This is a genomic window from Leyella stercorea (assembly GCF_021531355.1).
In the GTDB taxonomy this organism is placed as follows: Bacteria; Bacteroidota; Bacteroidia; order Bacteroidales; family Bacteroidaceae; genus Prevotella.
In genome coordinates this window covers 1-21,233 of record NZ_JADYTS010000054.1, presented here as the reverse complement: position 1 = coordinate 21,233, position 21,233 = coordinate 1, and the positions used below count along the sequence as shown (strand labels likewise).

Genomic DNA, 21,233 nt, shown 5'->3' with positions numbered 1-21,233 from the left:
CAGAACGAGCTTCCAAATTAGAGTCTAAAGTCAAACAAACTTGACGGTTCGTTTTTCTTCTACCCAAGAATGAATTTCTTCATTCTCGCTTCTTGTACTACTTTATCTGTCTTATGTAAATCTTTTCAAAGAACTCTTTCTTTTAAAACTTTCTTCACCAAACTTATCTCGTTTTGCTTGAGGTTTCGTTCGTTCTTGAAAGCGGATGCAAAGGTAATACTTTTTGCGACAACTCCAAAACTTTTGCCGAAAAAAGTTAGCATTTTCCTCGTTTTTATATTCAAAATTGATTCACATCAACCATCGACTGTTTCCGCAAACAATAACACCTTATTATATATATTTAGGACTCCACATTAGAGTGCATACTGCAGTCCGATACTACAATCAAAAGTATTTGACAACACCTTGTCATGATATTTATAATATGTGTCGCGCCAATAGTTCGACACCTTCATATCGAGATTGATGCGTTTGGACAATGCCAGACAGAAGCGGGCGTTGAGTACGAGCAGCGAGGAGTTGCCCTTATCGCCCTGTGCATTTAGATAAATTGGGTCTGTATTGTCCACATCCTTGTTTTCATATCCCTTCCATGTGAATATACGATAGTAGTCGGCACCGAACGACATGCTGCCTACTCGTCCGAACTCCATCAGGCAACTTGCCTTTACGCTGTATCCGCTACCCATATTGTAGTCGCGGTCGATGACATGATAGTAGTCGCTAAGGCTTCCGCCAAGCAGTATGCCGTCAACGAAGATGCGCTGCTCGAGCTTAGTAAGATTGCCCACCTTTGGAAAACGACAGATGAAGCCCGGTCCTATTGACGCTGCTTCCGAGATACGATAAGGCACAATGTCCGAACCGTTCTTCACGGGTTCGGAGTCGTAATAGTTGAAGTGCTGGAACAATCCGAACACCATATCAGCACCATTAGATATTGTTACTGGAGTGCTCCACAAACGTCCGAGAAGATGAACACCCGTTATGAGCGGTTGGTTTCCACTAAGTCCAAACTGCAAGTCGGCTGTGAAATAGTCGTAAGGCTTGGTCTGTTCGCGGTCGAACGGATCGCCATAGGCAAGGTTGAACTGTATATACGGATTGCCCTCGCCACGAAACAGCGCACCATTATCAGCAAGATAGCGATAACCTAACGACGTAGTGAAATGAACAGGAATACTTTCGTAATCATGATACTTGTAATAACTGCTTCGCACTCGCCACGCATCGCCATACAGAATGCGGTTGAGTCCCTTGATAGGGCAAATCAATGTGCCAATAAACTCACGCATGAAGCGCGGGAAACCTCGCAAGCGGTCGTCGTATACAAGGTTGCTCATGCGATTGGTCACCTCACCAATACACACTCCACCGAACGTAGTAGCCATAAGGTCGTTGATGGCAGGCGGTTCTATCTCGCACGTAGTCTCCCACATCAGGCTTCCACAGAACGAGTAAGGCACTGATTCCCAGAACGACATGCCGTGCGAACGGGCTGCATTGAAGTAGAGTCCGCCATGATAAGGATGTGCAAAAAGATTGGTCGAGAACTGGTCGTTGTCCCAGACGAATCCTGTCTTGATATTATTCTTGATACTGCTCCATGAAATCTTGGCAAAATCCTCGTTCATGACATAGCGGTCGAAGAACTGTACACCCACATTAATGCCGAATGCTTCGAGTGCGGCACGCCACGGATGTTTCTTCTGGCGCATCGGATCGTCGAAGGCGAATGCAGTAGCATCGGCATCATTGTCCTCCACACCACACCCGTCGTCAACAGCAGTATAGAAATGCCTGTTGCGCGAGAGTCGCCATGCCAGACCTGCCTCGAATATGGCACGTTGCCTGTAGCGTCGTGCGTGGTTGTAGTATCGTGTGTCGCCATAGCCCACCGTAGCAAACAGACTCGTGTAATTGCCCAGTATAAGGTCAGCATTGAGACGTGCCTGAAGCGAGAACAGACGTTCGGGCTTGTTGTTTGAGTTTTCCTCAAACGATTCGATATGATAATAACCGAGGTCGCCACTGAGCGAGAATCGTGGAGTGATGTTGAAGTATTGGCCTATACGATAGAACAGGGCACCCGAGAAATGCTTGTCGAGTCCGAAGTAATGAGTGCCTACACCTAATATATTATAGGTGCTTCGGTTGCGAAATCGCACCGCCAAGTTTGCCTTGGTAGCCGTTCCTCCGTAAGTCATGATGTCGATACGTGTATTCGGATTGACATTGACAAGTCCTATCTTATGTGCAAGCGTGTCGCGACTATAGTTTATCACACCAATCTGTACGCCGCGCGGATGCCTTATGCACACGTTGACAAGTCCTATCTGCGAACCGTTGAGTGTGTCGGCATAGTTGTAGAATCCGGTCTGAACGCCTCGCATATACGACGAACAGATGTTGGTGCCACCTATCTGCATGCCACGCTTCATGCCCAGCGAGATATTCGACAGGGCACTCAACTGAATGCCACTGTAGTTCTCGCCAGCCACATTATTAAATAAAGCCACCTGAAAACCATTGCCGCTTTGCAGCAAATTCGACACGCCTGCAATCTGTACGCCACGCATGTCGCTTCCTACAGCATTGACAATGCCTGCAATGTTGACACCACGCATCTGCCTGCGCACCGTAGCCGAGAAAGCTCCTATCTGCGCACCACGCAGAGTGTCAACGTCGCCAAACAAAGCCAGATTGCCACTGCTGTATAATGTGGAGTCGGCAGCATGACGATTGATGCCTACTCCGATGTTATGAGTTTTGCGGTTGTCGTTCTGCGCCTGTGCCGTAAGAGCCGAAAGCGCTAACAAAGCCGCCAATACGAGTTTTATATTCATTTTTTACCGAAACACTTGTCTACTATCAGCGCCAAAGCTCCGTCGCCCGTCACGTTGCACGCTGTTCCAAAGCTGTCCATAGCGATGTACAACGCTATCATCAGCGCGAGCGACTGCTGGTCGAAACCGAGCATTGACGAGAGTATGCCGAGGGCAGCCATGATTGCTCCACCGGGCACACCTGGCGCTGCAACCATCGTCACACCGAGCATCAATATGAATCCTGCCATCATCTGGAAGTCGTAAGCTATGCCCTGCATCATCATGAGTGCAAGCGAGCAAGCCACAATCTTCATCGTACTGCCCGACAGATGAATCGTAGCACATAGCGGAATCACAAATCCGGCTATGTCCTTGTCCACACCGTTGAGTATGGTCTGACGCAGCGTGACGGGAATAGTAGCTGCCGACGACTGTGTGCCGAGTGCCGTGAAATAAGCCGGCATCATATTGCCAAGCATCCTGAACGGATTCTTGTGTACGAAGAACGACGCCACCACATACTGAAATATGAGCAGGAATATGTGCATGACGAATATCACGCCGATAATCTTGACAAACACGCTGAGCACCTTGAACACCTCGCCCGAATGGGTCATGTTGAAGAATATGCCGAAGATGTAGATTGGCAGCAACGGAAGCACCACCACCTGTATTGTCTTGGTGATGATATCGCGGAACTCGCCGAACACGTTCTTCAGCGCCTTGCCGTCCAGATGGGCAATGCCCAGTCCAAGCGTGAACGCCATTACCAACGAAGTCATGACATTGAGCGGTGCCGGAATGGCAACAGTGAAATAAGGCTTGATGCCTTCAGCCTGACTGATTTGTGCTATCTTCAGATTGTCGGAAATGAGCGATGGAAAGAAGGTCTGCCCCACTCCATACGACAGGAAGCCAGAGAAGATAGTGGCTCCATACGCCAATAGCGCCGTGACAAGCAATAGCTTGCCCGCACCCTTGCCTATATCGGCAATGGCAGGTGTGACGAGTCCTACGATGATGAGCGGAATCAGGAATCCGAGGAACTCGCTAAACAGCGCATTGAACGTTACGAACACACGCACGGGCATGTCGGGTGAGACGATGCCAAGACAGATGCCAAGGATTATGGCAACGATGATTTTAGGCAGTAGGCCGAACTTTAATTTCTTCATAGCACACAATTATTTGCATAAGGCTAAATGTGCTACAAATTTAACGAAAAGAACTGAAAGTCACAAATTCGCATACCAAGATAAGCTACATTTGTTTCTACACATCCATATTTCTCAATTATTTTGCCTAATTTTGCAGTCTACAGCCCACCCCCACTTTATTATATATAGACAATAAGACATGAACTTGCCATCTGACTTCATCTCATACACCCGTCAACTCATGGGCGACGAACTATACAGCCGCCTTGAGGAGGGACTTGATTCACAACAGTCGCCCGTAAGCATACGTCTCAATCCGTTTAAGGCGCAATCGCTTGACGTGGCAGCCGGACTATGCGACAGCGCCGTACCATGGTGTAGCGCCACGGGGCGCTATCTGAACGAACGCCCCAACTTCACGTTCGACCCTCTGCTGCATGCCGGTGTGTACTATGTGCAGGAGGCGGCTTCGATGTTTGTCGACCATATAGTGCGCACATTCATCAAGGAGCCTGTGCGTATGCTCGACCTCTGTGCTGCACCTGGCGGAAAGTCGACTGCTCTACGCGCAGCACTTCCCGAAGGTTCAGTGCTCTTTTCAAACGAACCTATGCGAACCCGTGCTCAGATACTCAGCGAGAACTTGCAGAAGTTCGGACACGAAGATGTCATAGTAACCAACAACTATCCGCACGACTATCGCAAGGCTGGCATCATGTTCGACGCAATACTTACCGACGTGCCATGCTCGGGCGAGGGAATGTTTCGCAAGGACGACGGTGCAAGAGCCGAATGGAGTCTGCAGAATGTAGACAACTGCTGGCAATTGCAGCGCGAGATAGTGAGCGATATATGGAAATGTCTGCAACCCGGCGGATTGCTCATCTACTCTACCTGCACGTTCAACGCACATGAGGACGAGAAGAACGTGGAGTGGATAGCAAGCGAACTTGGTGCCGACATTATTGAGGTGCCCGTCGAAGAGTCGTGGAACATAACACCTGCTGTCGTAGGCAATGCTCCCGTATGCCGTTTTATGCCTGGCATAAGTCGTAGCGAAGGCCTGTTTGTAGCCGTACTGCGCAAACACGGCGAGAGCGAAACTACTGCATTGAACGCATCTGCCGCCAACTCCAAACCGAAGAAAGACCGCAAGAACCAGCGCAAGCAGACAGCGCAAGGCGGCAAGCAGCAGGCGCCTGACACGATGCAGGCACTATGCTCGCCCGACAACTTCGTAGCCCGACGCAACAGCGACACCATCATAGCAATACCCCAACGCTGGGCAGACACCTACGACACGGCAGCCTCAACGCTTAAGATTATGCACGCAGGCGTGACACTTGGCACCGAGAAGGGACGCGACATCATACCCGACCAGTCGCTCGCTCTGTCGCGACTGCTCAACATCGACGCCTATCCGCAAGTGGAACTCAGCTATACAGCTGCCATCAACTTCTTGCGCAAGGAGGCAATAACGCTGCCCGAAGGAACACCGCGCGGATTTGTCGTAGTGACATACAAGGGCTTCCCGCTCGGAATGGAAAAGAACATAGGCAACCGCGCCAACAACCTCTACCCCACCGAATGGCGCATCAAGAGCACACACGTACCCGAATCGGAATGTCGTGTGCTTGCCAAAATATAACATATAACACTCCACATTTCACACTTAACATTTAACATATCACATTAAAATAAGCAATGCAACAATACTTAAAACTTCTTGACCGCATACTCACTGAGGGTGCTACCAAGACCGACCGCACCGGAACGGGCACAATGAGTGTGTTCGGCAATCAGATGCGATTTGACATGGCAGACGGATTTCCGTTGCTGACAACAAAGAAACTGCACCTCAAGTCGATAATTTACGAATTGCTGTGGTTCTTGCGTGGCGACACCAACGTACACTACCTGCAGGAGCACGGCGTGCGTATATGGAACGAATGGGCTGACGAGAATGGCGAGCTTGGTCCGGTTTACGGACATCAGTGGCGTTCGTGGCCCGATTACAACGGCGGCACTATCGACCAGATACAGAACGTGGTGGATATGATTAAGAACCATCCCGACTCACGCCGAATGATGGTGACAGCATGGAACCCGGCTGAGGTAGAACAGATGGCATTGCCTCCCTGCCACTGCCTCTTCCAGTTTTACGTTGCCGAAGGTCGCCTGTCGCTGCAACTCTACCAGCGCTCTGCCGACACCTTCCTCGGCGTGCCATTCAACATCGCTTCGTACGCTCTGCTGTTGCAGATGATGGCTCAAGTGACCGGATTGCAGCCGGGCGAATTCATCCACACAACCGGTGACACCCATCTCTATCTCAATCATCTCGACCAGGCTCGTCTGCAGCTGACACGCACTCCTCGTCCGTTGCCTACAATGAAAATCAACCCCGACGTTAAGAATCTCTTCGACTTCCACTACGAAGATTTCCAGCTCGAAGGCTACGACCCATGGCCGCATATCGCTGCAACAGTTAGCGTTTAGCTCTCGTGCTTGGCACGAGAGAATTTTGAGTTTTGAATGTTGAATTTTGAATTGTCGGCTACGCCGATTAAGAGTTTTGATTTTTGAATTTTGAATTTTGAATTTTGAATTGTCGGCTACGCCGATTAGGAATTATTCAATTTTGAATTAAAAACTCAAAATTGCCGAAGGCAACAATTCAAAAATCAAAATTCAAAATTACCAAAGGCAACAATTCAAAACTCAAAATTCAAAACTCAAAATTGCCGAAGGCAACAATTCAAAAATTAAAATTCAAAAATCAAAATTCAATAATGATAACAATAATCGCTGCCGTTGCCGCCAACCGCGCCATCGGACTGAACAACAAATTGCTGTATTGGTTGCCCAACGACCTAAAGCGTTTCAAGGCACTCACCACAGGTCATACAATAATTATGGGCCGCCGCACTTTCGAGTCGCTGCCTAAGGGAGCGTTACCCAATCGTCGTAACGTGGTGTTGAGCCGCACACAGACCGAATTCCCGGGCTGCGACACCTATCGCTCACTCGACGAGGCACTTACCCACTGCTCTAAAGACGAGGATATATATATAATAGGTGGAGCGAGTGTCTACGAGCAGGCACTCAACTATGCCGACCGCCTCTGCCTTACTGAGGTACACGACACTCCCGCCGATGCCGATGCCTTCTTTCCCGAATACAAAGGATGGAAAGAGACAATGCGCGAGGAACATACAACCGACGAGAAACATCATCAAGCCTACGCATTCGTAGACTACGAAAAGGAATAGATTACAAACTAAAAGAGGTTATGGCATTGTTGCCATAACCTCTTTTAGTTTGTGTTAAAATAAAGACTTTGTTGATATCGTTATTCTGCCACAACATCTGCGTCGTCACCTTCTTCTGCTTCGTCATACTCGTCCTCAACGGGCAGTTCGCTGATAGGAATCTGGCGGTTGATAGCGGCATTGAACGAAATAACGGTTTCCGAGCGCGACAGACCGAGCGGCTGCAACTGATCGTGGATGATATTTAGCAGATGATGGTTGTTGCGTGCATATATCTTGATGAACATGTCGAAGCCGCCTGTTGTGTAGTGACATTCCACTACCTCAGGAATCTTCTTCAATTCCTCTACTACGTCATCAAACTTAGCAGGATTCTGCAAGTACAAACCTATGTAGGCGCATGTTTCATATCCCACCTTTTCGGGGTCAACGATAAACTGTGAGCCTTTCAATATTCCAAGGTTAGTTAGCTTCTGTATGCGCTGGTGAATAGCAGCGCCACTGACATTGCAAGAACGTGCTACCTCCAAGAACGGGATGCGCGCATCTCCGGCAATGAGTCGGAGTATCTTCTTGTCAAGTAAATCTAAATTGTGATGTGCCATTTATGAATTGTTGTTTTAATATTGCACAAAGGTAGTATAAAATTACGATATACACAATTTTTACCGAAAAATCTAACAATTTATAACCCGTCAAGAAAAATAAAAGATTTATTTGCGCTGCTCAGCCGAATAACTGATGCGTTGAACACGTGCTTTACGCAGTGCCATCTTCACATCGGTTATCATTCCCATTGGTGTCTTACGGTCGGCTTTTACCGAAACAGTCTGATTTGAACGGTCTTCTTCCGACATTCGTTTGCGCTCGGATGCCATAAATCCGGCTATATCCGAAGCAGTAGCTATGCGGTCGTTTATCTGCATCTGAAATCCATTATTGGCATCAGCAGATGCCTTGACATTATGTCCAGAAGTGGTAGCCGGACGACCTATATACACATACGACACCGCAGTCTTCTTCGTAAGTCGTGTCAGCTCTGTACCTTGAGGCACGCGAAACTCCACCTTCAGTGCAACGGTTCGCATATGTGTCACCACCATAAAGAAGAACAGCACGGTGAATATAAGGTCGGGCAGCGATGCAGTGTTCAGCTGCGGCATCTGTCTTCTGTTACGATTATCGAATATCATTGCTCGTCTCCTTTCTGATCTGATGTCCTGTATGTTTCCAGGATACGCTGCGGACACGCCTCGCGCACCTCCTCACGTTCTTCATCCGACAGTTTTGCATATCCGCAACGGAATTTCTTGCGTGCTATGCGGTCGCGCACGTCGGTATAAGCCCCCACAATGGCATCCTCAAGCGCAAAGTAGGTATTGTAGTCGGCAGCCGGATCGGTGTCGATGCTTATAGCATGATGCTCCACACGACTGCCCACAAAATCAGCCACACGGCTGCGCACCTGACGCACATCGATAGGCTTGCCGTTGAGCGTGAGCTTTCCTTTGCTGTCAATGACAAACGCCATAGTGTTCTCGCGTTCCACCTCCACAAAATCATTATGCTTCTCATGCTCATCATCGAGCGAAGGAAGCTGACGCACGAGTCCACGGTCCACATCCATCGACGTTGTGACGAGGAAGAATGTGAGCAACATGAATGATATGTCGGCAGTGGCTGTGGTGTTGAGCACCGGCATCCTGTGTTGTCTGCGTTTTATTAACATTGTCAGTGAGATTTACGTATGTATCGTGTGGCACCAAACGCCACAGCCGCAATAGCAGCTACAACCATAAATAGCGATGTTCCGACAAACATGCCCGAAGCACGCAACCAGAAACTGTCGGTGTAAGCTGCACCGTTGATTTTAAGCGCATCTGCCGACGACAAGGCGAATGTCAGCACAAGAACGAGCAACGTGCCCAATGCCACACACACCGAAATGCGGCGTGCGGGAATGTTGTTAACTACACGGTTCTCGTCTTTGTTTAGACGCATTCCTCTTATCATGGTACAAGCCATGAGCAGCAACGTACCGCCAGTGAGCACAAGCATGAACGTCACTACAACACCTGTCAGCACCGGTGCGTTATAGTCGAAGTTGTATTCGTATGGCATGTCGAAGCCAACAAGCCTGAACAGCAACGCCAACACCACTATGATACCTATCAGCACGTAGAACACAAAGTTCGACAAGCGTTCGGTGGCATAGTGTCTGAAATCTATCTTCTTCATAGTGTACGTTTTCTTATCAACCCTTATACTTCAGTATCGTGTCGAGCAGCGTTATTGCACTCTCCTCCATCTGTGCCGTCAGATGGTCGATTTTCGACAGCACATAGTTATAGAACAGCTGCAATATCAAGGCTACGATTATACCGAAGATTGTAGTGATGAGCGCCACCTTCATACCGGCAGCCACAATTGTCGGGTTGATGTCGCCAGCCATCTGTATCTGTTCGAACGCCATAACCATACCTATCACCGTGCCCAAGAATCCGAGCGACGGAGCCATGGCTATAAACAGAGTTATCCACGAACATCCCTTCTCAAGATTGGCAGCCTGAACGGTGCCGTATGCTGCCACCGAACGTTCTATGTCCTCTATCGGAGAATTGATGCGCAGCAGTCCCTGATAGCATATAGATGCTACAGGTCCGCGTGTGTTGCGACACTGGGTCTTAGCCCCTTCTATGTCGCCTGCCTCTATCTTGGCGTCTATCTCACGCATAAAGCGCTTGGCATTAATCTCCGACAGACTCAGATAGATGATGCGCTCAATGCAGAAAGCCAGTCCCAGCACAAGCGCCAGGGCTACAAGCGACATGAACGAGGCATCGCCCTCGATGAATTTCTCCTTCAACACCTGATGAAAGCCTGCGCTTTCGTCTTCGGCAAGTTCTACAGCCGGAGCGGCACAAGCCACAGCACCCTGAAAGAACCACATTAATACTGTTATGACCACAACCGACAGGGCGGTGTGTCTTCCTGAATAATTTCTCATACAGTGCAAAATTACCTATTTATTTTCGTATATACCTACGTTTCTATCTGTTTTTATCATTCCCCGGCTTCTATATCTTTCAGTATCGCAACGGCTTCGCCTACGGTGGGAACTCCCGTCACCACCATCGAGCGCTTGCCCTTCACCTCCTTCAGATTGCAGCGACGGGTGTGCTGTGCTATATAGGAAAGCATCTTGCCGAACGCCTGACTCTTGTAATAAGCCGACTCGGCATTGCTCACAAACTGCATCTGCATGCGTCCTTGCTTGAGTATTATCTTCTCACAACCGAGACGCTTGCCATATCTGCGCAGCGGAACCACCTGCAGCAGCTCCTCGCCTTGCGGCGGAACCGGACCGAAACGGTCGGCAAGTCGCTGACGGTAAGCCTCCAGCTGAGCGTCGTCGGCAATGTTGTCGAGTTCGCGATACAGCAGCATACGCTCCGAACTGCCCGGCACGTAGGTCTCGGGGAAGTACATCTCAAGGTCGCTCTCGATGGCGCAATCCTCTACAAACTCATCGCCCGAAATCTGTCGTCCCTGAGCTATCTCGGCTGCATACATGTCCTGGAATTCGTCGTTCTTAAGCTCTGTAACCGCCTGGTTCAATATCTTCTGATAGGTTTCATATCCCAGGTCTTCCATGAATCCGCTCTGTTCGGCACCCAGCAGGTTGCCAGCACCACGTATGTCAAGGTCCTGCATGGCAAGATTGAATCCGCTGCCCAGTTCCGAGAAGTTCTCAAGAGCCTCCAATCGGCGGCGTGCTTCGGGTGTGAGCACCGACTTGGGCGGTGCCAGCAGATAGCAGAAAGCCTTGCGGTTGGAGCGTCCGACACGTCCGCGCATCTGGTGCAGGTCGCTCAGTCCGAATCGGTGGGCGTCGTTGATGATTATGGTATTGGCATTGCTTATATCGATGCCGTTCTCCACAATCGAGGTGGATAGCAACACGTCGTAGTCGTAATTCATAAATCCTATGAGTATCTTCTCCAACTCCTCGGGATTCATCTGGCCGTGACCGATAGCCACACGTGCATCGGGCACATACTTGTGTATGAGCGATGCTATCTCGGGCAGAGTCGATATGCGGTCGTTGACGAAGTAGACCTGTCCGTTGCGCGACATCTCAAAGTTTATTGCGTCGGCTATAATCTCATGGCCATACACGCCCAATTCGGTCTGCACCGGATAGCGGTTTGGTGGCGGCGTGCGTATGATGCTCATGTCGCGGGCACCCATCAGCGAGAACTGCAGGGTGCGTGGTATAGGTGTAGCCGACATGGTGAGCGTGTCGACATTGGTCTTCAGTTTGCGCAGGCGCTCCTTGGTAGACACTCCAAATTTCTGTTCCTCGTCGATGATGAGTAGTCCGAGGTCGTGCCACTCCACGGTTTTGCCTATAAGCTTGTGCGTTCCGATAAGTATATCAATCTTGCCTTCCTTCAGGTCGGCAAGCACCTGACGTGTCTGCTTGGCAGTTCGGGCGCGCGACAGATAGTCAACACGCACGGGCATATCCTTCAGTCGGTCGCAGAATGTGTTGTAGTGCTGGAATGCCAGCACCGTTGTAGGCACCAGCACAGCCACCTGCTTGCCGTCGGTAGCGGCCTTGAAGGCAGCACGTATAGCCACCTCGGTCTTGCCGAAGCCTACGTCGCCACATACCAGACGATCCATCGGGCGTGCACGTTCCATGTCTGCCTTTACGTCCTGTGTAGCTTTCGACTGGTCGGGCGTGTCCTCATAGAGGAACGAAGCCTCCAGTTCGTGTTGCAAATAGGAGTCGGCTGAGAAAGCGAATCCCCTCTCGTGCCGACGCTTTGAGTACAACTTTATCAGGTCGCGGGCTATGTCCTTGATGCGCTTCTTGGTGCGTTCCTTCAGTCGGTCCCACGCTCCTGTGCCCAGTGTGCTCAATCGTGGTGGCTCGCCGGTGTCCTGACGGCGATACTTCGATATCTTATAGAGCGAGTGTATCGACACGTCAACAATGTCGCCACGCTGATAGTATATGCGGATGGCTTCCTGATAGGTGTCGCCTACGGGCACACGCACCAGTCCGCCGAACTTACCGATACCGAAGTCGACGTGCACTATGAAGTCGCCCGGCTCCATTTCCTGCAACTCTTTCATAGTGAGCGCCATCTTGCCTGTACGTGCAGCGTCGCTCTTGAGGTTGTATTTGTGGAATCGGTCGAATATCTGGTGGTCGGTGAAGAAGCACAGTCGCAGGTCGTTGTCGGCAAATCCCTCGTGCAGTGTATGGTCTACTGGGGTGAAGTCGAGCTGGTCAGCCACACTCAGCGCCTCCGAATTGGCTGAGCCGCTGGTATGCGTATTGCGCAAAGCCTTCATCTCCTCGCTGTCGAATATGTCGCGCAGACGGTGTGTCTGTTTTTCCGAATCGGCAAGTATATACAGCTTGTAACCCTGAAGCAGATAGTCTTCGAGCGACTGTGCAAGCAGTTGGAAATTCTTATGGAACAACGGTTGGGGCGAAACGTTGAACGTTATGGTGGTCTGCGGAGTACCCGTAGGCTGTGCGCCGAACTCCACCGTTCGGAAACGGCATATCTCCTCACGGAAAGCGGTAGGCGAAACGAGATTGTTCTCCTTGCGCATGTCGCGCATTATCTGCTGCTGTTCCACCTCGGTGGCACCCTCCAGACGTTCTGCCAATGTCTGGTTGGAGAATCCGTCGTTGTATATCTGCTCTATCGACGAGCACAGATACAGTCGGTCTTTCATCACGAGCAGGGCGTTGTCGGGCAGCATCGTGGTGAAAGGCTGTTTCTGTTCGGCAGTCTTAGCCAGTTCGGGCACGATGCTGACGCTTTGCTTCGAATCCTTCGACAACTGGTCTGCCACTTCAAACGTGCGTATTGTGTCCACCTCATCGCCAAAGAAGTCGATACGGAATGGCAGTTCCGACGAGTAGCTATATACGTCGACTATACTGCCACGCATGGCAAACTGACCGGGCTCGTAGACATAGTCAACCTCAGCAAAACCGAAATCACGCAACTTACGTCCTAAGTCGGCAAGATTTACAATGTCGCCAACAGCTATGTTTATGGTGCGCTCGTCGAGTCGGCGCTTCGAGACCACGAGTTCGCTGAGCGCCTCCGGACACGTCACAACGTACAGAAAGGGAGCCGCCTCATTTTTGTCGCCACGCTTCTTGGCATCGCCGCCCACGGCAGCGAGCCTGCTCAGCGCCTCAGTGCGCAATATCTCGTTGGCAGCATCGTGCTGTCCGTACTTCACGGCACGTCGATAGGACGACGGAAAGAAGAGCACATTGTCGGTACCGAGTATCTGTGTCAGGTCGTGATAGAAGTATCCTGCCTCGTCGTTGTCCTGAAGTATAAAGACAGAAGTAAGCGTTCTCTTCTCACCTGATTTTTCACTTCTAACTTTTCCCTTTTCACTTTTCTCTTTTCCCTTTTCACTCTCCCTTCCTGCGGCAGCAAAAAACACAGAAGCCGATGAGGCAAGCAATCCCTTAAGATATACATGCCTCATCGACTCATCGGCTATAGTATTCAAAAAAGCCCCACACTGCGGCAGGGCTGAATATATGCTACTTATCTCTCTAATTTCCATACTTAGTGCTTGTCTACGGGATATTTTCTGAACCATCCGTCCCATCTGAGGCGCATGACTCCGAAGAAAGCCTCACCGAAGATGCCGCCATTCATCTTGCTCACACCCTCGCGACGGTTGACGAAAATCACGGGCACCTCCTTAATCTTGTATCCCATCTTGTAGGCGGTGTACTTCATCTCAATCTGGAAAGCATAGCCCTTGAAGCGCACCTGATCCAATGGTATCGACTCAAGCACACAACGGCGGTAGCACTTGAATCCGGCAGTGGTGTCGTGTACATTGAAGCCTGTGACAAAGCGCACGTACTTGGATGCGAAGTAGCTCATGAGCACACGTCCGATAGGCCAGTTTACCACGTTGACACCGCTCACATAGCGCGAGCCGATGGCTACATCGTAGCCCTCGTCGTGGCATGCCGCATAGAGTCGTGGCAGGTCGTTGGGGTCGTGCGAGAAGTCGGCATCCATCTCGAATATATAATCGTAGTTGTGCTCAAGCGCCCACTTGAATCCGGCGATGTATGCCGTACCAAGTCCCAGCTTGCCCGAACGCTCCTTGATGAAGAGTCGGTCGGCAAACTCGGTGTCGATGAGTCGGTGTACAATGGCAGCCGTGCCGTCGGGACTTCCGTCGTCGATGACAAGGATGTGGAAGCACTTGTCGAGTGCGAACACCGCGCGTATGATATTTTCTATGTTCTCCTTCTCATTATAGGTGGGAATGATAACAATGCTGTCGCTATTATTCATATATGTGTCGTTGAGTAATAATATATAATAGGTGTAAACTATTGTCGTGATGCAAAAATACAAAGATTATTCTAAAGCAATATACTTTTATGAATAAAAAACCCTAAAATAAGGGCTTACGTGCCTCATTACAGTTCCAATGTGCGCATCTCAGCATTATGCATGGGTTCGATATCCTTCATGGGGCGATTGTAGTACACGCTCTGTATCGCCTTGTTTATTATGCCGTGACCCACAGCCAGCACTGTTTTTCCTGCGTATTCCTTGCGTATGTGGTCAAGAAATCGGCTGCCTCGAAGCTTCATCGCCTCAAGCGTCTCTATGTCGTCGGGCCACACGGCATCCTTCAGGTCTGGTATGTAGCGACCTGTAAATCCGCCCCAATCACGCTCGCGCAGCAACGGGGTCTGCTCTATCTTCGGCTCGGCTCCATCGAAATGGGGTTGCGCTATGATTCGGCATGTATCGTAGGCACGCTTCAAGTCGCTCGACACAAAGGCGTCGATAGGTGTCGATGCCATCTGTCGGGCTACAGCCTCAGCCTGCTCTATACCATGCAGGGTCAGACAACCTGGTGTCTGACCCTGCATTATTCTGTTTACATTGTCCACGGTCTCGCCGTGACGGACAAGCAATAGTCGTGTCATTCGTTTGTTTATTTGTTGTGCTCGGTGAGCCAGCGCTCAGCCTCAAGAGCCGCCTTGCAGCCCGAACCGGCAGCCACAATCGCCTGACGATAGGTCGGATCAGCGCAGTCGCCTGCTGCAAACACTCCGTCAACATTAGTGCGCGGTGTGCTACCGATAGTCTTGATATATCCTGTCTCGTCGCACTCTACAGCTGGGCGGAACACGTCGGTGTTGGGCTTGTGGCCGATAGCAAGGAAGAATCCGTCTATAGCTATGTCGTAATGAGTCTCGTCTGCCTCGCCCTTGCGCTTAACGAGGTGTGCGCCCTCAACGCCGTCCTCACCAAAGAGTCCCTCGGTGTTGTGCTCGTAGAGTATCTCTATCTTCTCGTTGTCCTCAACGCGCTTGCGCATAACATCAGAAGCACGCAGATAAGGCTTGCGTACAATCATGTACACCTTCTTGCAGAGACCAGCCAGATAGAGAGCCTCTTCACAAGCAGTGTCGCCACCGCCTACTACGGCTACAGTGCGCTTGCGATAGAAGAATCCGTCGCATGTGGCGCAGGCGCTCACGCCCTGACCGTTGTACTTCTTCTCGTCGTCCAGACCAAGATACTTGGCGCTGGCACCTGTTGCTATGATTACTGTATCAGCCTCAATCTCCACTCCAGTATCAGTAGTGAGCACGTATGGCTGTGCCGAAAAGTCAGCCTTGACGATTGAGCCCTCGCGCATGTCAACACCGAAACGCTCTGCCTGTTTGCGCAGGTCGAGCATCATCTGGTTGCCGTCAACGCCCTCGGGATAGCCGGGGAAGTTTTCAACTACGGTTGTCTGTGTCAGCTGTCCACCAGTCTGTATGCCACAGTATTCTACCGGATTGAGGTTGGCACGGCCAGCATAGATGGCAGCTGTGTAACCTGCGGGGCCGCTACCAACGATGAGGCAGCGTACGTGTTCTCTGTTTTCCATTACTTATATTGTTTATAGTAGTTCTTCAATTTGTTTTGCTATATTCTCGATACTTTCTGTAGGCTCGAAGCGAGCCATCACCTGTCCGCGCTTGCTGACGAGGAATTTGGTGAAGTTCCATTTTATGTCGCTTGTCTCCTTATAGTCGGGATTCTCCTTTTCGAGAATCTCCTCGAGCACTGGTGTGAGCTTGTGTGCAGGGTCGAAACCGGCAAACGACTTCTGCTCCTTAAGGAACTTATAGAGCGGATCGGCGTCGTCCCCGTTCACCTTTATCTTCTTAAACCGTGGAAACTCTGTGCCGTATGTCAGCTTGCAGAACTGATGTATCGACTCATCGGTGCCTGGTGCCTGTGCTCCAAACTGATTGCAGGGGAAATCCAAGACCTCAAATCCCTGTGCGTGGTATTTCTCATAGAGCTTCTCCAGCTCTTCATACTGAGGTGTGAATCCGCATTTAGTGGCGGTATTGACAATGAGAAGCACTTCGTTGGCATACTCCTTCAGAGATACTTCCTTTCCTTTTCTGTCCTTTACAGAGAATTCATAAACAGTTCTCATTTTCTTTCCTTTTCTGTTTTTTATGTGTTTCAATCTTTATATGAGGTACAAAATTAGATAAAAATAATGAGAAACAAGAAATACATTTACAATGATTTGTCAATTATAGTCAAAAAAAACATTATTTTTCTGCAATGCACTCTGCCTCAACAAGCCATTCCGGACGGCACACTTTGCCGTGTACTATGATGTATGGCACACTTGGAAAACGACTGCTGAATACGGCATCCACCACCTGATAGTCGCTTATGTCGCGCAGATATACAATGAAATAACGTATGTCGGACATCTTGGCATCGCCTTCGGCAAGCAGAGCCTCCACATTTTCAAGCAGTCTGTACGTCTGACGTTCCACATCGCCCAGATACAGCACGTCGCCATGATTGTCTATACTGGCTGTGCCCGATACATAATAGTGGCTTACATTGTCTACGGTGAGTCGTGTGGCACGTTCGAAAGCCACTCCATACTCATGCGTGGGATTAAGATATTCGGGAGCTTTGAGGTATGTCTTCTGCTCTTCGGCTATTTCGGGATAGGTCAGAAAGTCGATGGCTACACACGCATGGCGCGACTGGCTGTCGCCACCAATACCCGTAGACGCTATGTAATGGTTGTCGGCAGTAAGCCCGTAACGCTCGAAAATATCATTACGCGCCTTCACCACGCCAGCATAGTTGACGTCTATATCGGCTATGTATATCCATGTGCGCACCAGATGGGTGCTCATGTCAAGCCCATGCGCCTCCATATAGTTAATGTATTTCTCAAAGAGCATCATAGTCTGCATGTACGAGCGATGGCCTTCAGCCTCTTCTTCGCTAAGGCGGAGGCTGTGCAGACGGAAGCATTCGTCAAGATCGGATGTCTTCACGAGTACAGCAATCTTCGAACCGCACAATGGGGCTTGCCCTACTATGCTGCACGGAGCCTTGCTGAGCATGTCGGTATACAATGCCGATTCTGTGAACATCGAGTTCTGATTGCGTATGTCGCTGAGGAATACTTTCGAGTAAACTATACGGCGACCATTCTGCTTCTCTTCATTGATATATTCGCCTACCGTAGCTTCGAGTTCTTCTATGCGCACCGCAAACGACTGTCTGTCTTTCGGATAAAAAATCTTGTAATTTTCCATGTCTTGTTTTATATGCAAATAGCTTTCTTATGACAACAAAATTACGTGTTTTTTACACAACCTGCAAATATTAAGTGAATAATACCTATTAATAAGTAATGTACCGTTGGATACCCGGCTTTTTACTAATATTATTTTGTCACAAAAATGAAGAAAACGACACGATTAACATTTGTTAGTTTTTTTTAATTTCGCATATTTGTTATTTAATTGAAAATACCTAACTTTGAAAAAATTTAAATCAAACCTTAAAGTACAAACAAAAAAACATTCATCTATGAAACAAAACCATTATAACCAATCATTTGAGAAGAATGATATAATATATGCTGCAACCATGAAAAAAGTACTACTAATAATACTATTATTCACATTTGCGATACAATCCAGAAGTATGCCCAGCTTCAAGGACACTATCATGGTGTGTTCTATTGTGAAGGACGAATTTACGGGTGAGGTAATAGGAAATGCTGCTATTCGTGTATACGACGAGCAAAACAATCTTATAGCACAAGGTAAAACAAGCAGCCAACCAAGTATGAACAACAATCAGTTGGCTAATTTCACTCTCTTTATACCTCGACGCAACAATACTGTTGTCTTTAAAATTACAGCGGACAACTATGAAGATTTTTCACACACATATCAGCTGAAGGTTGGTGCACGTGAAAAATATATAAATATATCTCCCATTATACTAAAAAAGAAGCACAAGAAGATAAAAGAAGTAAAGCTCGACGAAGTTACTGTGACTACATCCAAAATCAAGATGGTGATGCATGGTGACACAATTGTATATAATGCTGATGCATTCCAATTGTCAAACGGCTCCATGCTCGACGAATTGATACGCCGTCTGCCTGGTGTCCAACTTAAAGGTAACCAGATAACTGTGAACGGCAAGTTCGTCAGTTCGCTGCTTGTAAACGGTAGTGACTTCTTCAAGGGCGATCCTGCAATTGCTCTTCAAAATCTTCCGGCTTATACCGTCAATAAGCTAAAAGTGTATGAGCGTAAAGACGACATAGCCGAATTCGCCCAGCAAAAGGACATAAAAGGTATGGCACCACTTGTAATGGATGTCACTTTGAAACGTCAATATATGCAAGGAATGCTTGCGAATGCTGACTTAGGAATGGGTACAAAAGACAGATGGATGTCACGCCTTTTCGCATTGCGTTATACCAAATTGTCACGCATTGGAATATTTGCCAATCTCAATAATATAAACGACGAACGTGCACCTGGCACTAACGGAGAATGGGGAACAGCACAATTGGAAAACGGAACTTCAATACAAAAGAAAGTAGGTGCCGACTATCTGTTCAACAACAAGGACCGCTCTTTTGAGTTTTCTGGAAATACTACATTTGCACACGAAAATACCAACCAACAGTCAATCGTATCGTCAGAACGATTCCTGCAAGGCGGTAATACTTACGGACGCAGCCGTAATTATGGCAAGGAAACTGAGAGTTGGATTATGAGCATGAATACCATCAAAAAGAACTGGACCAGGACCAAATTAGAAATCTTACCGCAGTTTACATATTACAAGAATACGACAAACAATCTCGTACAAAGTGCCACTTTATCAGTTGCGCCCAACGAGAAATATCGTGGAGCTTCACTCGACTCGCTGTTTGCTTCACCAGCCAGCAAACAGTTGAAGGAGGCAATGCTCAACCAATTGAGCGACCATCAACTCAACAGAATGCGTTATTATGACGGTAACCTCTCAGGACAGATTCAATGGAAAATGCCACAAAGTCCAGATGGTATCATTCTGAAGACAGAAAACCGCTACTTCAACAAGAAGAACGAGAACGCCTCCATCTACGACCTTAACTACAAAAACGGCGTACAGGATTTCAGAAACAAGTACAACGACAAGTGGAACCTGAATCTCCGCACCATATGGGATGCTTGCTACTATTATAATGGCAATATTGACTACAAGTACAGTTTCTCTGCTGGACTGAAATACACACACATATACGACAAGAACAACAACGACCTATTCCGACTCGACAAATATGCCGAGTATGGAGGGGCAAGCAATGTCGGTGTGGGCTATCTGCCATCAACTCGCGACTCCCTACAACGTGCAATTGACGCAGACAACAGTTTCCGTTCGCATATAAACAAGGACCGCTACGAACTGACTGGAAGAACTCCTTCTATAAAACTTCCGGTTTTCGGTCTGCATGCGTTTTTATCACCTGGAGTGAACTATCGTAGCGAACGTATCGACTATACGCGAGGTGCGTACAAAAAGAAAATGACACGCAACCTATGGTCGTTAGAACCTACACTTTTCGTAGGTAAGGAAAACTGTCATTTCACATACAATGTGAAGAAAGTCCTACCTGAACTTACAGACATTCTCGACATCACGACAACCGACAACCCTCTGAATCTATGGAGTGGTAATCCGAATCTGAAAAATACAGACATACACAGGATTGATTTTTTTAGAGGATTCTACAAGTATGATGAGTACTATACAAGCCGTAGGGCGATAGAAATCAAAGCCTACTGGCAGGTGATGCGCAACGCAATCGGACAATATGTAACTTACGATCGTAATACGGGTGTGGTACATTCCACACCTATGAACATCAACGGCAACTGGGATATGGGAGCCTCATTCGATTTCAATGGCATTCTTGACAAGAAGAATCGTTTCACATTATCGAACAGGACTGAAATAGGCTATATCAACAGCGTTGACTATGTGGCAATTGAGGGAGAGTCGGGAAAGGATCCGCGCTCATCAGTACGCACAGCCAAAGCCAACGAGACAGTATCGCTCGACTACAGTTTTGGCAAATACTCATTCGGTGCCAAGTTGCGTTGTGCCTACATCCACGCTGAGGGTAATCGTGAGGATTTCAAGACCATCAATACAGCTGATGTTGATTATGGTCTGAACGCTACACTTGAATTGCCGCTAAAGCTTAGGCTGTTTACCGACATTACACTCTATAGTCGCTACGGCTACTCAGACAAGTCGATGAATACGAATAATCTTGTATGGAATGCCCGACTGGAGCGCTCATTCGGTAAGTTTACTGTTATGGCTGACGGTTTCGACCTGCTCGGAAAACTCTCAAACGTACGTAAGGTTATAAATGCACAGGGACGCACCGAGACATGGTATAACACGGTGCCACGCTACGCAATGCTACACATTATGTATAAGTTGCACTTCAAACCAAAGCGCTAAAAAAAATTAGTTATCATAGAGAGGGTACATCAATACCCAATTATACGGGCTGAAAGCCCAATAAGCACATAG

The 21,233-nt window shown here is 48.5% G+C and carries 17 protein-coding genes; 4 read left to right on the top strand and 13 right to left on the bottom strand.

Going from position 1 to position 21,233, the window contains the following annotated elements:
* Positions 1–356: 356 nt before the first annotated feature.
* Both I6E38_RS11040 and I6E38_RS11035 read right to left on the bottom strand, forming a co-directional pair.
* Positions 357–2,849, bottom strand: a complete 2,493-nt coding sequence (locus tag I6E38_RS11040; protein WP_235394046.1) for a DUF3943 domain-containing protein — start codon at positions 2,847–2,849, stop codon at positions 357–359.
* A complete protein-coding gene (locus I6E38_RS11035) occupies positions 2,846–4,006 on the bottom strand; it encodes a dicarboxylate/amino acid:cation symporter (RefSeq protein WP_235394045.1) in 1,161 nt (386 codons plus the stop codon). Before I6E38_RS11035 ends, I6E38_RS11040 begins: the two co-directional genes overlap by 4 nt.
* A 181-nt stretch (positions 4,007–4,187) precedes the next feature.
* Between I6E38_RS11035 and I6E38_RS11030 the strand changes: the two genes are divergently transcribed.
* From I6E38_RS11030 to I6E38_RS11020, 3 genes are all read left to right on the top strand, one after another.
* Positions 4,188–5,636: a methyltransferase RsmF C-terminal domain-like protein gene (locus I6E38_RS11030; RefSeq protein WP_235394044.1), complete on the top strand. Its 1,449-nt coding sequence runs from the start codon at positions 4,188–4,190 to the stop codon at positions 5,634–5,636.
* 56 nt (positions 5,637–5,692) lie between these two features.
* Positions 5,693–6,487 carry a thymidylate synthase gene (locus I6E38_RS11025; protein WP_235394043.1) on the top strand — a complete coding sequence of 265 codons (795 nt, stop codon included), beginning with the start codon at positions 5,693–5,695 and terminating at the stop codon, positions 6,485–6,487.
* Between the two features lie 293 nt (positions 6,488–6,780).
* Complete coding sequence (locus tag I6E38_RS11020) at positions 6,781–7,260, top strand: dihydrofolate reductase (RefSeq protein ID WP_235394042.1); 480 nt, start codon at positions 6,781–6,783, stop codon at positions 7,258–7,260.
* Between the two features lie 80 nt (positions 7,261–7,340).
* Here I6E38_RS11020 and I6E38_RS11015 read toward each other — a convergent pair whose 3' ends face one another.
* The 11 genes from I6E38_RS11015 to I6E38_RS10965 all read right to left on the bottom strand — a co-directional run bounded on the left by I6E38_RS11015 (position 7,341) and on the right by I6E38_RS10965 (position 17,932).
* On the bottom strand, positions 7,341–7,865 hold the full coding sequence (locus tag I6E38_RS11015; protein WP_235394041.1) for an Lrp/AsnC family transcriptional regulator: 525 nt from the start codon (positions 7,863–7,865) through the stop codon (positions 7,341–7,343).
* 108 nt (positions 7,866–7,973) lie between these two features.
* Positions 7,974–8,453, bottom strand: a complete 480-nt coding sequence (locus I6E38_RS11010; RefSeq protein ID WP_235394040.1) for an ExbD/TolR family protein — start codon at positions 8,451–8,453, stop codon at positions 7,974–7,976.
* The gene (locus I6E38_RS11005) at positions 8,450–8,989 is read right to left on the bottom strand and encodes an ExbD/TolR family protein (RefSeq protein WP_235394039.1); all 540 of its coding nucleotides are present in this window, start codon (positions 8,987–8,989) and stop codon (positions 8,450–8,452) included. The genes I6E38_RS11010 and I6E38_RS11005 overlap by 4 nt, the downstream gene beginning before the upstream one ends.
* Before the next feature lie 2 nt (positions 8,990–8,991).
* Positions 8,992–9,498: a hypothetical protein gene (locus I6E38_RS11000; RefSeq protein ID WP_235394038.1), complete on the bottom strand. Its 507-nt coding sequence runs from the start codon at positions 9,496–9,498 to the stop codon at positions 8,992–8,994.
* A 16-nt stretch (positions 9,499–9,514) separates the two neighbouring features.
* On the bottom strand, positions 9,515–10,210 hold the full coding sequence (locus I6E38_RS10995) for a MotA/TolQ/ExbB proton channel family protein (protein WP_235394047.1): 696 nt from the start codon (positions 10,208–10,210) through the stop codon (positions 9,515–9,517).
* A 113-nt stretch (positions 10,211–10,323) separates the two neighbouring features.
* Positions 10,324–13,878 carry a transcription-repair coupling factor gene (gene mfd, locus I6E38_RS10990; RefSeq protein WP_235394037.1) on the bottom strand — a complete coding sequence of 1,185 codons (3,555 nt, stop codon included), beginning with the start codon at positions 13,876–13,878 and terminating at the stop codon, positions 10,324–10,326.
* A 2-nt stretch (positions 13,879–13,880) separates the two neighbouring features.
* A complete protein-coding gene (locus tag I6E38_RS10985) occupies positions 13,881–14,630 on the bottom strand; it encodes a polyprenol monophosphomannose synthase (protein ID WP_235394036.1) in 750 nt (249 codons plus the stop codon).
* A gap of 128 nt (positions 14,631–14,758) precedes the next feature.
* Complete coding sequence (locus tag I6E38_RS10980; protein WP_235394035.1) at positions 14,759–15,277, bottom strand: histidine phosphatase family protein; 519 nt, start codon at positions 15,275–15,277, stop codon at positions 14,759–14,761.
* Between the two features lie 8 nt (positions 15,278–15,285).
* Positions 15,286–16,233 carry a thioredoxin-disulfide reductase gene (trxB, locus tag I6E38_RS10975; protein WP_235394034.1) on the bottom strand — a complete coding sequence of 316 codons (948 nt, stop codon included), beginning with the start codon at positions 16,231–16,233 and terminating at the stop codon, positions 15,286–15,288.
* A gap of 12 nt (positions 16,234–16,245) precedes the next feature.
* On the bottom strand, positions 16,246–16,794 hold the full coding sequence (locus tag I6E38_RS10970; RefSeq protein ID WP_235394033.1) for a glutathione peroxidase: 549 nt from the start codon (positions 16,792–16,794) through the stop codon (positions 16,246–16,248).
* 121 nt (positions 16,795–16,915) lie between these two features.
* Positions 16,916–17,932 (bottom strand): Rid family hydrolase, encoded by a 1,017-nt coding sequence (locus I6E38_RS10965; RefSeq protein WP_235394032.1) that lies wholly within the window; start codon positions 17,930–17,932, stop codon positions 16,916–16,918.
* Positions 17,933–18,326: 394 nt separating this feature from the next.
* Between I6E38_RS10965 and I6E38_RS10960 the strand changes: the two genes are divergently transcribed.
* Complete coding sequence (locus tag I6E38_RS10960; protein ID WP_235394031.1) at positions 18,327–21,161, top strand: outer membrane beta-barrel protein; 2,835 nt, start codon at positions 18,327–18,329, stop codon at positions 21,159–21,161.
* Positions 21,162–21,233: the final 72 nt, after the last annotated feature.

What these genes read in the sequence shown, in the direction of transcription:
- I6E38_RS11040 (WP_235394046.1), bottom strand. Translation starts at nt 2,849, where the DNA reads ATGAATATAAAACTCGTATTGGCGGCTTTGTTAGCGCTTTCGGCTCTT.
- I6E38_RS11035 (WP_235394045.1), bottom strand. Translation starts at nt 4,006, where the DNA reads ATGAAGAAATTAAAGTTCGGCCTACTGCCTAAAATCATCGTTGCCATA.
- I6E38_RS11030 (WP_235394044.1), top strand. Translation starts at nt 4,188, where the DNA reads ATGAACTTGCCATCTGACTTCATCTCATACACCCGTCAACTCATGGGC.
- I6E38_RS11025 (WP_235394043.1), top strand. Translation starts at nt 5,693, where the DNA reads ATGCAACAATACTTAAAACTTCTTGACCGCATACTCACTGAGGGTGCT.
- I6E38_RS11020 (WP_235394042.1), top strand. Translation starts at nt 6,781, where the DNA reads ATGATAACAATAATCGCTGCCGTTGCCGCCAACCGCGCCATCGGACTG.
- I6E38_RS11015 (WP_235394041.1), bottom strand. Translation starts at nt 7,865, where the DNA reads ATGGCACATCACAATTTAGATTTACTTGACAAGAAGATACTCCGACTC.
- I6E38_RS11010 (WP_235394040.1), bottom strand. Translation starts at nt 8,453, where the DNA reads ATGATATTCGATAATCGTAACAGAAGACAGATGCCGCAGCTGAACACT.
- I6E38_RS11005 (WP_235394039.1), bottom strand. Translation starts at nt 8,989, where the DNA reads ATGTTAATAAAACGCAGACAACACAGGATGCCGGTGCTCAACACCACA.
- I6E38_RS11000 (WP_235394038.1), bottom strand. Translation starts at nt 9,498, where the DNA reads ATGAAGAAGATAGATTTCAGACACTATGCCACCGAACGCTTGTCGAAC.
- I6E38_RS10995 (WP_235394047.1), bottom strand. Translation starts at nt 10,210, where the DNA reads ATGTGGTTCTTTCAGGGTGCTGTGGCTTGTGCCGCTCCGGCTGTAGAA.
- mfd (WP_235394037.1), bottom strand. Translation starts at nt 13,878, where the DNA reads ATGGAAATTAGAGAGATAAGTAGCATATATTCAGCCCTGCCGCAGTGT.
- I6E38_RS10985 (WP_235394036.1), bottom strand. Translation starts at nt 14,630, where the DNA reads ATGAATAATAGCGACAGCATTGTTATCATTCCCACCTATAATGAGAAG.
- I6E38_RS10980 (WP_235394035.1), bottom strand. Translation starts at nt 15,277, where the DNA reads ATGACACGACTATTGCTTGTCCGTCACGGCGAGACCGTGGACAATGTA.
- trxB (WP_235394034.1), bottom strand. Translation starts at nt 16,233, where the DNA reads ATGGAAAACAGAGAACACGTACGCTGCCTCATCGTTGGTAGCGGCCCC.
- I6E38_RS10970 (WP_235394033.1), bottom strand. Translation starts at nt 16,794, where the DNA reads ATGAGAACTGTTTATGAATTCTCTGTAAAGGACAGAAAAGGAAAGGAA.
- I6E38_RS10965 (WP_235394032.1), bottom strand. Translation starts at nt 17,932, where the DNA reads ATGGAAAATTACAAGATTTTTTATCCGAAAGACAGACAGTCGTTTGCG.
- I6E38_RS10960 (WP_235394031.1), top strand. Translation starts at nt 18,327, where the DNA reads ATGCCCAGCTTCAAGGACACTATCATGGTGTGTTCTATTGTGAAGGAC.